This window comes from Streptomyces sp. NPDC050287, assembly GCF_044459385.1.
Taxonomy (GTDB): domain Bacteria; phylum Actinomycetota; class Actinomycetes; order Streptomycetales; family Streptomycetaceae; genus Streptomyces.
In genome coordinates this window covers 240956-255320 of sequence record NZ_JBITIY010000005.1, presented here as the reverse complement: position 1 = coordinate 255320, position 14365 = coordinate 240956, and the positions used below count along the sequence as shown (strand labels likewise).

Below are 14365 nucleotides of genomic sequence, written 5' to 3'. Positions count from 1 at the left end.
CGGATCCGTCATGCGACGTCGCCTCGTCCCCGCCGCGCTGCTTCTCCCCCTCGCCCTGCTGCTGTCCGCCTGCGGCGGGAGCTCGTCGGCCTCGACCGGCGGCGGCACCGACGGTTCGGGCTCTCTCACGCTCAACGTCGGTGACCAGAAGGGCGGTTCGCAGGCCATCCTGCAGGCCGCCGGCGAACTCGAGAACCTCAAGTACAAGATCAAGTGGTCCACGTTCACCTCCGGCCCGCCGCTGCTCGAAGCCGTCAACGCCAAGGCCGTCGACATCGGCGGCGTCGGCAACACCCCGCCCGTGTTCGCGGCCGGCGCGGACTCGAAGATCACGGTGGTGTCCGCCTGGCACGGCACGTCCAAGGGCGACGCCATCCTCGTACCGAACGGCTCGAAGCTGTCGAAGCCCCAGGACCTCAAGGGCAGGTCGGTGGCCGTGGCGCAGGGGTCCTCCGCGCACTACCAGCTGGTCGCGTCCCTGAAGGAGGCCGGGCTCAGCCTGAGCGACATCAAGGTCAAGTACCTCCAGCCGGCCGACGCGCTGGCCGCGTTCACCTCCGGCAAGGTCGACGCGTGGGCGGTGTGGGACCCGTACACCTCGCAGGTGCTCAAGGGCAAGCAGGGCCGGATCCTGACGACCGGCGAGGGCATCACCAACGGCCTGACCTTCCAGGTCGCGGCGCCCGGCGCGCTCAAGGACGCGAAGAAGGCGGCCGCCATCAAGGACTACCTGCAGCGGCTGCAGCGGGCGACCACGTGGGTGTACAACCACAAGGAGGACTGGGCGAAGGTCTGGGCGAAGGAGACCGGGCTGCCCGAGGACGTGGCGCTGGCCGCGGTGAAGCGCACCTACGCCACGCGGGTCGCGGTCGCCGTCGACAAGCCGCTCATCGCCTCCGAGCAGCAGATCGCCGACACCTTCACACAGCTGAAGCTCATCCCCCGCAAGGTGGACTTCGCCGACTTCACCGACTCGCGGTACAACGGCGACCTGCCGCCGTCGACCACCGCGCCCCGTCCCTCGGAAGGGTCGTGACATGACCGTCCGTCTCCACTGGTTCCTCCCGACGGGCGGCGACGGCCGCACCCTCGTCGACCGGCACGCGTACGCGTCCAACCACGCCGGGCCGGTACGCGGGGTGCGTGCGCCCGACATCGAGTACCTCGCCCAGATCGCCAAGGCGGCCGAGCAGTTGGGCTTCGAGGCGGTGCTCACCCCGACCGGTACCTGGTGCGAGGACGCCTGGCTGACGACGGTGGCGCTCGCGCAGCACACCGAGCGGCTGAAGTTCCTGGTGGCGTTCCGGCCGGGGCTGATCTCGCCCACGCTCGCCGCGCAGATGGCGGCCACCTATCAGCGGGTCACGCGTGGACGACTGCTGCTGAACGTGGTCACGGGCGGCGACTCGACCGAGCAACGGCGGTTCGGGGACCGGCTCGACCACGACCGACGGTACGAACGTACGGACGAGTTCCTGTCCGTCGTGCGCGGGGTGTGGCGCGGTGAACCGTACGACTTCCACGGCAGCCACTACCAGGTCGACGCCGGACTGACCGCGCTGCCTCCGGACCCGGTGCCGCAGTTGTTCTTCGGCGGGTCGTCCGCCGCCGCCGGACCGGTCGCCGCGCGGCACGCCGACGTGTATCTGACATGGGGCGAGCCGCCCGCACAGGTCAAGGAGAAGATCGACTGGATCCGTTCGCTCGCCGAACGGGAGGGCCGCGAGGTCCGCTTCGGGATCCGCTTGCACACCATCTCGCGCGACGCGTCGGCGGAGGCCTGGGCAACGGCGAACCGGCTGCTCGACGACCTCGACGCGGAGAGCGTCGCGGCCGCGCAGACTGCGCTCGGGCGCAGTGAGTCGGTGGGCCAGCAGCGGATGCTGGCCCTGCACGGCGGCTCGCGCGACAAGCTGGAGATCCATCCGAACCTGTGGGCGGGGGTCGGTCTCGTCCGAGGTGGGGCGGGTACCGCCCTGGTCGGCAGCCACGCCGAGGTCGCCGACCTGATCGAGGAGTACCACGCGCTGGGCGTCGAGCACTTCGTGCTCTCCGGGTATCCGCACCTGGAGGAGGCGTACTGGTTCGGCGAGGGCGTGATCCCCGAGCTGGCGGCCCGTGGGCTGGTCGAGAGCGCGAAGGCCGGTGCGCCGGTCCTCGTGGGGAGCGGCCGGTGACAGCCTGGGAAGATCCACGGACGCGCCACTGTTGGTAGAAGCGTGAACAACACGCGTGAGGTCGAGGTGGTCGTCATAGGCGCTGGACAGGCCGGGCTGTCCAGCGCCTGTCACCTGCGACGTGTCGGCTACGAGCCGGACCGCGACTTCGTTGTGCTGGACCACTCCCCCGGCCCCGGCGGCGCCTGGCAGTTCCGCTGGCCGTCGCTGACGTACGGCAAGGTCCACGGGATGCACGCCCTGCCCGGTATGGAACTCACGGACGCCGACCCGGCGCGGCCGTCCGCCGACGTCATCACCGAGTACTTCACCCGGTACGAGCGCACCTTCGACCTGCGGGTCCGGCGGCCCGTCGATGTCCGTGCCGTGCGCGAGGGCGAGAGCGGGCGACTGCTCGTGGAGACCTCTGCCGGAACATGGGCGACGCGGGCGCTGATCAACGCGACCGGGACCTGGGACCGGCCGTTCTGGCCGCGCTATCCGGGCCAGGAGACCTTCCGGGGACGGCAGTTGCACACCGCGCAGTACCCGGGGCCCGAGGAGTTCGCCGGGCAGCGGGTCGTGGTGGTGGGCGGCGGCGCGTCCGGCACCCAGCACCTGTTGGAGATCGCCCCGTACGCGGCCTCCACCGCCTGGGTCACCCGGCGGCCGCCCGTCTTCCGCGAGGGGCCCTTCGACGAGAACGTGGGCCGGGCCGCGGTCGCGCTGGTCGAGGAGCGGGTCCGGCAGGGGCTGCCACCGAAGAGTGTCGTGTCGGTGACGGGGCTGCCGCTCAACGACGCGATCCGCCAGGGCATCGCGGACGGAGTCCTGGACCGGTTGCCGATGTTCGACCGGGTCACACCCGAGGGCGTGGAGTGGAACGACGGGCGGCGTGTGGCCGCCGACGTCATCCTGTGGGCGACCGGGTTCCGGGCCGCCATCGACCATCTGGCGCCGCTGACGCTGCGCGAGCCGGGTGGCGGGATCCGGGTCGAGGGCACGCGCGTGCTCGCCGATCCGCGGATCCACCTGGTCGGCTACGGCCCGTCGGCCAGCACCATCGGCGCCAACCGGGCGGGCCGCGCGGCCGTACGGGACATCAGGCGGCTGCTGGCCGGGGAGCCGCTCGCCGCGTGAGGCACCGTCCGGTCAGCCGGCCGCGGCCGAACTCGGCGGGTGATCGCGGTTGAACTCGGCGACGTTGCGCCGGTGCTCCGCGAAGTCGGCCGTGAAGCGCGTGTCGCCCGGCTTGACCGTGACGAAGTACAGCCAGTTGCCAGGGGCCGGGCTGATCGCTGCCCGCATCGCGTCCTCGCCCGGGTTGTCGATCGGGGTCGGCGGCAGCCCCATGCGCTGGTACGAGTTGTAGGGGCTGTTGATCCGCGTGTCGGCCCCGGTCGTCTTCAGGGTGGAGCGGCCCAGCGCGTAGTTGATGGTCGAGTCCATCTGCAGCGGCATGCCTCGCTCCAGACGGTTGAAGACGACCCGGGCCACCTTCCCCATGTCCGCCTTGGTGGCGGCCTCCGCCTGGACGATGCTCGCGATGGTGACCGCCTGGTAGACGTTCATCGCGTTGCGCTGCGCACCGGCCGCGATCGGGGCGCCGTTGAACTTCTTGTTCGCGGTGTCGACCATGAGCGACAGCAACTGCTCCGGAGTCACCTTCTCCTGAAGCGAATAAGTCGCCGGGAACAGGTAGCCCTCCGGGTTGCCCTCCGCGTCGTTGGGCAGCTTCAGGTTGGCCTTGGCCAGTGACTTCCTGGTGGTGCCCGCGGGCAGACCGAGTGCCTTGTCGACGGCCTCGTAGACCTGCCCGGCCCGCCAGCCCTCCGGGATGACCAGGGTGGCGGGCTTCTCCTCGAGGTCGCTGCGCAGGGTCAGCAGCGGCACCGCCACGGCGGTGCCGGCCACGACGGCCCCGGTCGCGATGAGGGCGAGACGGCCCCGGCGCGTCAGTCGGATCGTGCTCCGTGGCGGAGTGTTCATGTGCATGCGGGCACGGTAACCCGCTAATGCTCACAAACCCGGCATATCGTCATCTTGTCGACCCCAGTACATCGTCGTTCTGTCGGCTCGGCACATTGTCATCCTGTCGGCTCCAGCCGGGCGTCCCGGCGGACCAGGGCCGCATACCGGCCGTCCCGCTCCAGCAGTTCCTCGTGCGAGCCGCGTTCGGCGATCTGCCCGGAGTCCAGGACCACGATCTGGTCGGCGGCCCGAATGGTGGACAGCCGGTGCGCGATGGTGAGCGTCGTCCGGTTGGCCGACAGCGCGTCGATGGCCTCCTGGACGGCGTGTTCGGTGCGGGTGTCCAGGGCGCTGGTCGCCTCGTCGAGGATCAGCACCGGCGGATCGCGCAGGATCGTCCGGGCGATGGCGAGGCGCTGTTTCTCACCCCCGGAGAAGCGGTGGCCGCGCTCGCCGACGACTGTGTCGTAGCCGTCGGGCAGGGAGACGATGTGGTCGTGGATCTGGGCCGCCTTCGCCGCCTGCTGGAGCTCCTCGTCGGTGGCGTCCGGCTTCGCGAAGCGCAGGTTCTCGGCGACCGTCGCGTGGAAGAGGTACGTCTCCTGGGAGACGACGCCGATCGCGCGGGCGAGGGTGTCGAAGTCGAGGTCGCGCACGTCGACCCCGTCGAGGGTGACCCTGCCCCCGGTCACGTCGTACAGCCTCGGCACCAGGTAGCCCAGCGTGGACTTGCCGGCACCGGTCGGGCCGACGACCGCGAGGCTGCTGCCTGCGGGCACGGTGATGTCGATGCCGTCGAGTATGGGGCTCCCCTTGCTGTCGTCGCCGTCGTACCGGAACTCGACGTCCTCGAAGCGGACCTCGCCCTTGACGCGGTCGAGACGCACCGGCTGCTCCCGCTCGGTGATGTCGATGGGCAGGTCGAGGTACTCGAAGATGCGCTGGAAGAGCGCGAGCGAGGTCTGGATCTGCACGCCGGTCGACAGCAGGCTCACAGCCGGGCGGAACAGGCCCTGCTGGAGCGAGACGAAGGCGACGATGGTGCCGATGGAGATCTGGGTGCCGCCCGTCTGGAGGGCGAGACCGGCGCTCCAGTAGATGACGGCGGGCATCGCGGCCATGACGATCGAGATGACGGCCATCCGCCAGCGCCCGGCCATGTTCGACCGCACCTCGAGGTCGACCAGTTGCTCGGACTCCTCGGAGAAGGAGCGGGTGAGCGAGTCCGACCGGCCCATCGTGCGGCCCAGCAGGATGCCGCTGACCGACAGGGACTCGGTGACGGTCGCCGCCATCGCGGCCATCTGCTTCTGCCGCTGGGTGGTGATCTTCTTGCGTTCGCTGCCGACGCGGCGGCTGATCCACACGAAGACCGGAAGCAGCACCAGGGAGACGACGGTGAGGCGCCAGTCGAGGGCGATCATCGCGATGATCGTGGCGACCACGCTGGTCAGGTTGGAGACCAGGGAGGTGGCGGTCGAGGTGACGGTGGCCTGCATGCCGCCGATGTCGTTGGCGATGCGGGACTGGACCTCGCCGGTGCGGGTGCGCGTGAAGAAGGCGAGGGACATCCGCTGCAGGCGGCCGTAGACCGCGGTGCGCAGGTCGTGCATGACGCGCTGGCCGACCGTGGTGGAGATCAGGGTCTGCAGCACGCCGAAGATGCTGGTGAGGACGGCGCTGAGAATCATGCCGAGCGCGAGCAGGCTCAGCAGTCCGGTGCGGCCCTGGGGGATGGCGACATCCAGGGTCTCCTTCAGCAGGAACGGGGTCGCCACGGTGACCAGGGACGCGGCGCCGACCAGCAGGCCGACGATCGCGAGCCGGGCGCGGTAGGGCTTGAAGAGCTTGAGAATGCGGCGCACCTGCCGGGGTTGCTCGGTCGAGGTGCCGGGGGCCGGGGTCCAGTTGATGGTGTCGCGGGGCATGGCTCCTACGGAGGGTGAGACGGTGCGGACTGAGAGAGCGTAGCTCATTGTTACCTATACTCACAATGAGCGGGGTCCTGATATTGTTCCCGTATGACCACGCCCGATTCCGACGGCCTCCTCGCCGAGCAGCTGCTGCGGCTCACGCGCCGGGTGCACCGCATCCAGAAGCGCCACCTGGAGCAGCGTGGCCTCGGCGTCACACCGGCCCAGGCCCGCTTGTTGCGCACACTGGCGCACTGCGACACTCCGCCCCGCATGGCCGACCTCGCGCAGCGCCTCGAAGTGGTGCCCCGTGCAGTGACCACCCTGGTCGACGGGCTGGAGACGAGCGGCAAGGTGCGACGGGTGCCCGACCCCACCAACCGCCGCGTGATCCGCATCGAGCTCACCGACGGCGGGCACAAGGCCGTCCAGGAGCTGCGGCGCGCGCGGGTGTCCGCCGCGGAGGAGATCCTGGATCCGTTGACGACAGTGGAACGTGAGGTGTTGAGCGGGTTGCTGGACGCGCTGGTGGACGGAGCTCCGGAGCGGGGGCGGGGGCCGGGGCGGACCTGCTGAGGGCGTTGCGCACGCGGCAGCCGCCGCTCCGTGGTGCTGGAGCGGCGGCTGCGGCGTTGTGGAGCGACACGTCAGCGACAAGTTCGCCGAGCGGCGACTTGCTCGGCGGCAAGGGCCGTCAACTTGTCCCGGGGGTCGGTTCCTTGGCCGGCTGGGCGGGTACGGCCGCGAGCTGGTCATCGAGGTCAGGGGCGACCGACGCTTCGGAGGACTCGGTCGCGGTCGGCTCACCCGCGTCGCGATCCTCGTCATCGTCCTCGGTCGGCACGATCTCCCCGTCCAGGACTTTCCTCGCCCGGTCGGCGTCCAGCGCCCCCTCCCAGCGGGAGACGGCGAAGACGGCGACGCAGTTGCCGAGCAGGTTCGTCACCACGCGCATCGTGTCCATGATGCGGTCGACGCCGAGGAGCAGGGCGACGGCGCCGGCGGGGATGGCGCCCAGCGAGGAGGCGGTCGCGGACAGCGCGAGGAAGGCCGAACCGGGGATGCCCGCCATGCCCTTGCTGGTCAGCATGAGGACCAGGACCACGGTGATCTGCTGGCTCGGACTGAGGTCCACGCCGACGGCCTGCGCGATGAACAGCGTGCCGATGGACAGGTAGAGCGAGGCACCGTCCAGGTTGAACGAGTAGCCGGTGGGCAGCACGAGGCCCACCGCGTCGTCGCGGGCGCCCGCCCTGCGCAACTTCTGCATGACACGCGGCATGACGGACTCGGTGGACGCGGTGCCGAGCGCGAGAAGCATCTCCTCACGGATGTAGCGCAGGAACTTCCAGAGACTGAGCCCGGTGACCACCTTGAGCGCGACGGCGAGCAGCGCGACGAAGAGCGCGGCGGCCACGTAGCACAGGATGATCAGCTTGGCGTACGTCTCGATCACGCCGAGTCCGTACTGACCGATCAGGACGGCCATCGCGCCGAACACCGCGACCGGGGCCAGGCGCATGACGAAGCCGACGATCGCGAAGATGATCTCCTGAGCCTGCTCGATGGCGGGCAGCACCTGCGGCACCTTGGTGTGACCGAGGTGCAGCAGCGCCGCCCCCACCAGGCAGGCCAGGATGAGCACCTGGAGCAGGGAGTTCTCGGCGAAGGCGCCGATGAAACTGGTGGGCAGCGCGTTCACGATGAACTCGGTCGTCGACGGAAGGGAACCGCCGCCCGTCTTCGCGTCGACCGCGGAGGTGTCGAGCGTGGACGGGTCGACGTTCATCCCCGAGCCGGGCTGGACGACGTTGGCGGCGAGGAGCCCGATGATCAGGGCGAGGGTGCTCGCGACCTCGAACCAGATCAGGGCCTTCAGCCCGATCCGGCCGCACGCCTTCAGGTCACCGGCCTTGGCGATGCCGACGACGACCACGCAGAACACCAGCGGGGAGATGATCGTCTTGATGAGCCGGGTGAAACCGTCGCCGAGCGGCTGGAGATCCGCGGCGAAGCCGGGCCACAGCTTCCCGACGACGATTCCGAGCACGAGCGCGCAGGCGACCTGCGCGAAGAGGGAGGTACGCAGTATGCGTGCGACGCGTCGCGGCAGGGACGGGACGGGCGGCGGCACGGGAACTCCTTGGGGGGACGGCGACACTCAGAAACCCCTCACGGGGACTTCTGCGATACGGAAAGCGGTTTCCGCGTCGATCACTGTGGAGGCGCCGTTGATCCCGCACAAAACCGTGGCGTTTCGGCCGGGTAAATCAATGCTGCCTGTGACACATCGCACACAACTGGCCTCAGCAGCCCCTGCGTTCCTCGGTGAGCACTCCCTGAGCGGTCGTCAGCGAACGGTCGAAGCACCCGGCCGAGCCGTGAATCCGGTAGCGCTCGCGCGTGGTTCCGACCGCGTGCCGCTGGTCACGCGGCACGTTCGCCGTGTACGTCGCGTCGCCCGTGTAGGTGTCGTCGAGCCGCGACCACGCGGTGCGCCGGCCACCCCGCGACTCGGTGACCGTGGCACGGTCGCCGAGGGTCAGCACGGTCCGCAGCCGGTCCGCCGCACCGAGCGTGGTCGTGCCGTCCATGGTGTACGTCCGCCGGGTTCGCGTCGTGCGGGCGTCTCCGCGCCCGTCCACGGTCACCGACTCGTCATCGGTCCACGCGGCGTCCAGGGCGTCGACGTTCTCGCCATCGGTCCAGCGGTGCGTGGAGGTGTTCGCGAGGGTACGACTGACAGTGGTCGTGACCCGGCCGTGCGAGGTGTCGACGTATCCGGCGACGGTCAGCCGGTGACCGCCCTCGGTCTCCAGGCGATGCTCCGAACCGGGCGTGTACGTCGAGGAGTCGGCGGCGTTCTCCGCCCGGTGCCCGGTGAGCTTCCCGCCCACGTGTGCGCTCTTCGCGTCCTGCCAGACCAGAACGTTGACCGGAGTGCTCCAGCCGCTCTGCCCCTCGGGCACGCCGACGACCGAGACCTCGACCCGGTGCGGGCGGCCGTCGTTGAGGATCCCGGCGAAGGGCGTCAGGTCGTATTCGATCGGCTTGATGTCGAAGGCGCGCGGCCCCGGAACGACGTACCAGAGGAAGGGATTGGACCAGCCCCCGGTCCACACGGTCGGGAACGGCGCCGCGATGCCCGCGAGTTGGCCGTCGACCTTGATCTGGACCTCACGGTAGGGGCCGTTGTCGGACTGACAGGAGTACGGCGCCACGACGGGCACGGTCAGATACCAGTACTCCTCGCAGCCTCCGCCGGAGCCCGTGGCGTACACCTCGGCGACGATGTGTTCGCTGTTGCGCGGAGTGGTGAGTGAGGTGCCGTCGAGGGTGAGCACACGGTCCGGGGCGGCGGCCGGCCTGCCCGCGTAGAACGTCAGGGTGACCTTGACGTCGATGACGCCGGTGTAGGTGTCGTCGACGACGTTCCCGATGAGCATCTCGACATCCTGGCTGTCGCGGAAGGTGTCGCTGTAGCGGGTGACGTCCTTCTCGACGGACCACTCGATGCCGTCGGGCGAGGGCTGCGGCGTCGACGTACGGAAGATCTCGACTCCGCCGACATGGACATAGCCGAGCCGGTCGTACTGCCGTCCCTTGACCTTCCCGTCGAGCCGCAGCACGACCTTGCTCCACCTCTCGCCACAGCCGCCGGGCGGGGTATAAGCGCCTTTGTACGGGGTGAAGTCCCGGAACTGCGCCTGGGCGAGCGTGACTTCGCAGGACTTGCCGGCGGGTTTGGCGACGGGCGGGGCGGCGGTGACGGGGTCGTGCCAGTCGGTGCCGAACTCGGCGGGCACGTCTGCGGGTCGGGGCGAGGGAGTGGTGGCGGGGGTTTGAGCGGATGGGGCGGTGACCTGAGCGGATTGGGCGGGGGCGGCCCCGAGGAGGGTGCTCGCCACGAGGGTCGCTCCGGCGAGCATGGACATGATGATCCGTCTCTTCATGGCCGGTGTTCTACGGCGAAGCGGGCGCCCTCCGCAATGAGGCCTCCCCCGGAGGTGTCAGGCCATCAGGTCTCCTCCGTCCCCCGTCAGCACCACCGGATGCCGGTCCGGATCGAGCGTGTGCGGCAGATGACGCGACGCCGGCTGCTCACCGTCGTGCCCTGCACCAGGCCAGGCTCCACCTCGGACCGCGTCCGCTTCGCCGAGTCCCTGCCGTCGCCGTGGACCGCGACGAACTGGCGGGAGTCGGCGGGGTCCGCCGCCGCAGCCGGTCGCCCACACCGGGGACGCGGATCGGGTCGGTGGTGGCCGAGCGTGGGCGGAGCGCGCTGCCGCGGCTCCTGTCTCCGCCATGACGGAGTGCGCCGAGCCCGAACCGCCGCAGCCGGCCAGGGCGGTCACAAGCGTTCCCAGGGCTGTTGCCACGACCGCGGCACACCGTGCACCACCACTGCACATCGTCCCCGGGTCACACCACGGCCAGCCGGTTCCGTGCGCCGCGGCAGAAAACCGGTTGCTTCCGACCACGCTGCGACGCCACGCTTTCACGGTTTGTTGCCGCCGTCGAGCGGTCCCCCCACCCACCCCCCTGACACGAGCCACTGGACCGTCATGCAGATTCAAGACCTTCCGTATCCCGATCCCGGAGTGCCGGACGCTCGTTCGGGTCCCCGATTCCTGCGGTGGCTCTTCCGGAACCAGTTGGGCGGGCAACTCAAGTCGCTGGCCTGGGGGCTGCTTCACTTCGGCTCCGTCTCCATGCTGCCGTTCTGCGTCGGGCTCGCCGTCCAGGCCGTCGTCGACCGGTCCGGTTCCCGGCTCGCCGTGGCGGGCGCCCTGCTGGCCGTGTGCTGCGTCGGCAACGCGGTCGGCGAGACCTTCCTGCACCGCAGCGCGATCACCAACTGGATCACGGCTGCCGCCCGCGTCCAGCAACTGCTGGCCCGCAAGGCCGCTCTGCTGGGCTCGGCGCTGACCCGGCGGGTCGCGGCCGGCGAGGTCGTTGCCGTTTCCACCGGTGACGTCGAGAAGATCGGCTGGTTCGTGGAGGCCGTCTCCCGGTTCACCGCGGCGGCCGTCACCATCGTGCTGGTCTGCGTCGGGCTGGTCCTCTACCAGCCCGCCCTCGGCGTGGTCGTCGCGGCGGGTCTGCCGGTCCTCGCGCTCTCGGTTCTGCCGCTGCTGCCCCGCGCCACCCGGCGCGCCGACGTCCAGCGGGAGAAAGCGGGCCGCGCCACCGAACTGGCCTCGGACACCGTGGCCGGTCTGCGCGTCCTGCGTGGCATCGGCGGCGAGGAACTCTTCCTCGACCGCTACCGCCGCGCCTCCCAGGAGGTGCGCCGCGCGGCCGTCCGCAGCGCCCGGATGTGGTCGCTGATCTCCGCCATCCAGGTCCTGCTGCCGGGACTGCTGCTGATCGCGGTCGTCTGGTACGGCGTCCACCTGGCCCGCGAGGGCCGGATCGACGTCGGCGAACTGGTCACCGTCTACAGCTCGGTCATGCTCCTGACCTATCCGCTCCGGCACTTCGAAGAGATCGCGATGGCCTACTCCTTCTCGCGCCCGTCGGCCCGGCGGGCCGCGCGGGTGCTGTCCCTGGAGCGGGCCACGGACACCGGGGGCTCACTGGCCGCCGAGATCCCGTCCGGTGACCTGTACGACCCGGCCACCGGTCTGCTGGCGCCCGCCGGCCGGCTCACCGCCGTGGTGTGCGGCGACCCGGACGCGGCGGGGGTGCTGGCGGAGCGGCTGGGCGGGCATCCCTCGGAGGAGGGCGTGTCGGTCCTGCTGGGCGGGGTGCCGCTCGACGACCTGCCGCTCGACTCAGCCCGGACCGCCGTCCTCGTCCAGGACAAGGACCCGGTGCTGCTGTCCGGCTCACTGCGCGAACTGCTCGACGTGCCCGCCTCCGGCGGTGTCGGTGCCAAGGACGCACTGGCTGCCGCGCAGTGCGGGGACGTCCTGACCGCCCTGGCCCAGGGGTCGGTGGGCGCCGAGGACCCGATGGACGCCCGGATCACCGAACGCGGCCGGTCCCTGTCCGGCGGCCAGCGACAACGGCTCGCGCTGGCCCGGTCGCTGGTGACGGACCCGGAGGTGCTCGTCCTGGACGAGCCGACCTCCGCCGTCGACTCGCACACGGAGGCCCGGATCGCCCAGGGCCTGCGGGAGCTGCGCGCTGGACGCACCACCGTGGTCTTCACCTCCTCGCCGCTGCTCCTGGACCACGCCGACCGGGTCGCCCTGGTGCACGAGGGCGAGGTCGTGGCGGTCGGAGTGCACCGCGACCTGGTGCACACGGAACCCCGGTACCGGGCCGTGGTGACCCGGGAGACCGACGAAGAGGCCGCCCGGCTCGAACGCGCGGCGACCGGGTCCGAGTTGGACGACGTACTGGACGCACTGGAAGAAATCGAGGAGACAGCATGATCGGCGTGGCGCCACCGGCGTACGACCCGGCGGCCCCGACGACGGCGAACACCCTGCCCGTCGGCGCCTCCGCGACCGTCCGCGCCTACGTGGCCGAACTGTTCCGCAGGCACCGCCGTGCCTTCCTGATCCTCGTCACCGTCAACACGGTCTCCGTGGTGGCCTCGATGGCGGGCCCTTGGCTGCTGGGCGGCCTGGTGGAACGGGTGTCGGACGGCGCACGGGAGCTCCATCTGGGGCTGACGGCCGGGCTGTTCGTGCTCGCACTGGTCGTCCAGTCCGTGTTCGTGCGGGAGGTGCGGTTGCGCGGGGCGATGCTCGGCGAGCGGATGCTGGCCGACCTGCGCGAGGACTTCCTGGTGCGGTCGGTGGGACTTCCGCCGGGGGTCCTGGAGCGGGCCGGGACAGGCGACCTGCTGTCCCGGATCACCACCGATGTCGACCGGCTGTCCAACGCGATGCGTGAGGCCGTGCCGCAGCTCGCGATCGGCGTGGTGTGGGCGGCCCTGCTGCTGGGCGGACTGGTGATCACCGCGCCGCCGCTCGCCGCGTCGGTGCTGCTCGCTGTGCCGCTGCTGGTGGTCGGCTGCCGCTGGTACTTCAGGCGGGCGGGAGCGGCCTACCGCTCCGAGGCCGCCGGGTACGCCGCCGTCGCCGCCGCTCTGGCGGAGACCGTGGACGCCGGGCGCACCATCGAGGCGCACCGGCTCAGCGCCCGCCGTATCGCGCAGTCGGAGCGGCGGATCAAGGAGTGGACGGCCTGGGAGCGCTACACGCTCTGGCTGCGGTCGGTGCTGTTCCCCGTCGTCAACGTCACCCATGTGACGGTTCTCGCCTCGGTGCTCATGATCGGCGGCGTGTTCGTGCTCCAGGGCTGGATCGGGGTCGGTCAGCTGACCACAGGTGCGCTGATCGCGCAGATGCTCGTCGACCCGGTCGGGCTGATCCTGCGTTGGTACGACGAACTGCAGGTCGCCCAGGTGTCGCTGGCCCGGCTGGTGGGAGTCCGGGACATCGAGCCGGACGCCGGTGACGACGCGCTGACCCCCGACGGACGGGATGTGCACGCGGACCGGGTCCACTTCGGCTACCTCGAAGGCGTGGACGTCCTGCGCAAGGTGTCCCTGGAGGTCGCCCCCGGCACCAGGCTGGCGCTGGTCGGCCCCTCCGGCGCGGGCAAGTCGACGCTGGGCAGGCTGCTCGCCGGGATCTACGCGCCCCGGGACGGCCGGATCACCCTGGGCGGCGCCGAACTGTCCCGGATGCCCGCCGAACGCGTCCGCTCGCACGTCGCCCTCGTCAACCAGGAACACCATGTCTTCGTGGGGTCTCTGCGCGACAACCTGCTCCTCGCCCGGACCGATGCCGCCGACGCGCAGTTGTGGGCGGCGCTGGGCGCGGTGGACGCGGACGGGTGGGCGCGGGCCCTGGAGGAGGGCCTGGACACCGAGGTCGGCTCGGGCGGACTGGCGCTCACTCCCGCCCAGGCGCAGCAGATCGCCCTGGCCCGGCTGGTGCTGGCCGACCCGCACACGCTGGTCCTGGACGAGGCGACCTCCCTGCTCGACCCCCGGGCGGCCCGCCATCTGGAACGGTCCCTGGCCCGGGTCCTCGACGGCCGCACGGTGGTCGCGATCGCCCACCGGCTGCACACCGCCCACGACGCGGACGTCATCGCCGTCGTCGAGAACGGCCGGATCAGCGAGCTGGGCAGCCACGACGAGCTGGTCGCGGCCGACGGGGCGTACGCGGCACTGTGGCGGTCCTGGCACGGCTGACCAGCTGACGCCGTCGGCGCGCGGGGCCCGAGGAGCCGAGCCGGGGACTACTGGTCCCTGGCCCGGCTCCGTGCCGTTGCGCTGGGCCGAAGTCGAGTGGAAGGCTGGATACCGGCACCAGCTCGGGGAGCGCCCGCGAACCAGACGGTTCGGGGACGGGAGCG

Annotated in this window: 10 protein-coding genes; 6 read left to right on the top strand and 4 right to left on the bottom strand. The window is 70.9% G+C overall.

The genetic code is table 11. The features are described 5' to 3' along the window. The first annotated feature begins 10 nt into the window (after positions 1 to 10). The 3 genes from ACIBK3_RS19835 to ACIBK3_RS19825 are packed head-to-tail and all read left to right on the top strand — an operon-like array spanning position 11 to position 3296. Positions 11 to 1036 (top strand): ABC transporter substrate-binding protein, encoded by a 1026-nt coding sequence (locus ACIBK3_RS19835; protein ID WP_399367015.1) that lies wholly within the window; start codon positions 11 to 13, stop codon positions 1034 to 1036. Between the two features lies 1 nt (position 1037). After that, complete coding sequence (locus ACIBK3_RS19830) at positions 1038 to 2177, top strand: LLM class flavin-dependent oxidoreductase (protein ID WP_399367013.1); 1140 nt, start codon at positions 1038 to 1040, stop codon at positions 2175 to 2177. A gap of 42 nt (positions 2178 to 2219) precedes the next feature. After that, positions 2220 to 3296: an NAD(P)-binding domain-containing protein gene (locus ACIBK3_RS19825; RefSeq protein WP_399367011.1), complete on the top strand. Its 1077-nt coding sequence runs from the start codon at positions 2220 to 2222 to the stop codon at positions 3294 to 3296. A gap of 12 nt (positions 3297 to 3308) precedes the next feature. On the opposite strand, the gene mltG is transcribed toward ACIBK3_RS19825, so the two are convergent. Together mltG and ACIBK3_RS19815 are read right to left on the bottom strand one after the other, a co-directional pair. Further along, a complete protein-coding gene (gene mltG / locus ACIBK3_RS19820) occupies positions 3309 to 4151 on the bottom strand; it encodes an endolytic transglycosylase MltG (protein ID WP_399367009.1) in 843 nt (280 codons plus the stop codon). Positions 4152 to 4243: 92 nt separating this feature from the next. Continuing rightward, complete coding sequence (locus tag ACIBK3_RS19815) at positions 4244 to 6055, bottom strand: ABC transporter ATP-binding protein (RefSeq protein WP_399367007.1); 1812 nt, start codon at positions 6053 to 6055, stop codon at positions 4244 to 4246. A gap of 93 nt (positions 6056 to 6148) precedes the next feature. Here ACIBK3_RS19815 and ACIBK3_RS19810 point away from each other — a divergent pair, with 93 nt between their 5' ends. Continuing rightward, the gene (locus ACIBK3_RS19810) at positions 6149 to 6616 is read left to right on the top strand and encodes a MarR family winged helix-turn-helix transcriptional regulator (protein ID WP_399367005.1); all 468 of its coding nucleotides are present in this window, start codon (positions 6149 to 6151) and stop codon (positions 6614 to 6616) included. 118 nt (positions 6617 to 6734) lie between these two features. Here the strand turns inward: ACIBK3_RS19810 and ACIBK3_RS19805 are convergent, their stop codons facing one another. Together ACIBK3_RS19805 and ACIBK3_RS19800 are read right to left on the bottom strand one after the other, a co-directional pair. Then, entirely contained in the window at positions 6735 to 8174 is a 1440-nt protein-coding gene (locus tag ACIBK3_RS19805; protein ID WP_399367003.1) for a cation:dicarboxylate symporter family transporter, read from the bottom strand. 172 nt (positions 8175 to 8346) lie between these two features. Further along, a complete protein-coding gene (locus tag ACIBK3_RS19800) occupies positions 8347 to 9993 on the bottom strand; it encodes a peptide-N4-asparagine amidase (RefSeq protein WP_399367001.1) in 1647 nt (548 codons plus the stop codon). Between the two features lie 612 nt (positions 9994 to 10605). On the opposite strand from ACIBK3_RS19800, the gene ACIBK3_RS19795 reads away from it, so the two are divergent. Continuing rightward, the gene (locus tag ACIBK3_RS19795; protein WP_399366999.1) at positions 10606 to 12423 is read left to right on the top strand and encodes an ABC transporter ATP-binding protein; all 1818 of its coding nucleotides are present in this window, start codon (positions 10606 to 10608) and stop codon (positions 12421 to 12423) included. After that, positions 12420 to 14201 carry an ABC transporter ATP-binding protein gene (locus tag ACIBK3_RS19790; RefSeq protein ID WP_399366997.1) on the top strand — a complete coding sequence of 594 codons (1782 nt, stop codon included), beginning with the start codon at positions 12420 to 12422 and terminating at the stop codon, positions 14199 to 14201. The genes ACIBK3_RS19795 and ACIBK3_RS19790 overlap by 4 nt, the downstream gene beginning before the upstream one ends. The last annotated feature ends 164 nt before the right edge of the window (positions 14202 to 14365 follow it).

Bases quoted from the DNA above. Each gene is read 5' to 3' on its own strand.
- ACIBK3_RS19835 (WP_399367015.1), top strand. From the start codon at position 11: ATGCGACGTCGCCTCGTCCCCGCCGCGCTGCTTCTCCCCCTCGCCCTG.
- ACIBK3_RS19830 (WP_399367013.1), top strand. From the start codon at position 1,038: ATGACCGTCCGTCTCCACTGGTTCCTCCCGACGGGCGGCGACGGCCGC.
- mltG (WP_399367009.1), bottom strand. From the start codon at position 4,151: ATGCACATGAACACTCCGCCACGGAGCACGATCCGACTGACGCGCCGG.
- ACIBK3_RS19815 (WP_399367007.1), bottom strand. From the start codon at position 6,055: ATGCCCCGCGACACCATCAACTGGACCCCGGCCCCCGGCACCTCGACC.
- ACIBK3_RS19810 (WP_399367005.1), top strand. From the start codon at position 6,149: ATGACCACGCCCGATTCCGACGGCCTCCTCGCCGAGCAGCTGCTGCGG.
- ACIBK3_RS19800 (WP_399367001.1), bottom strand. From the start codon at position 9,993: ATGAAGAGACGGATCATCATGTCCATGCTCGCCGGAGCGACCCTCGTG.
- ACIBK3_RS19795 (WP_399366999.1), top strand. From the start codon at position 10,606: ATGCAGATTCAAGACCTTCCGTATCCCGATCCCGGAGTGCCGGACGCT.
- ACIBK3_RS19790 (WP_399366997.1), top strand. From the start codon at position 12,420: ATGATCGGCGTGGCGCCACCGGCGTACGACCCGGCGGCCCCGACGACG.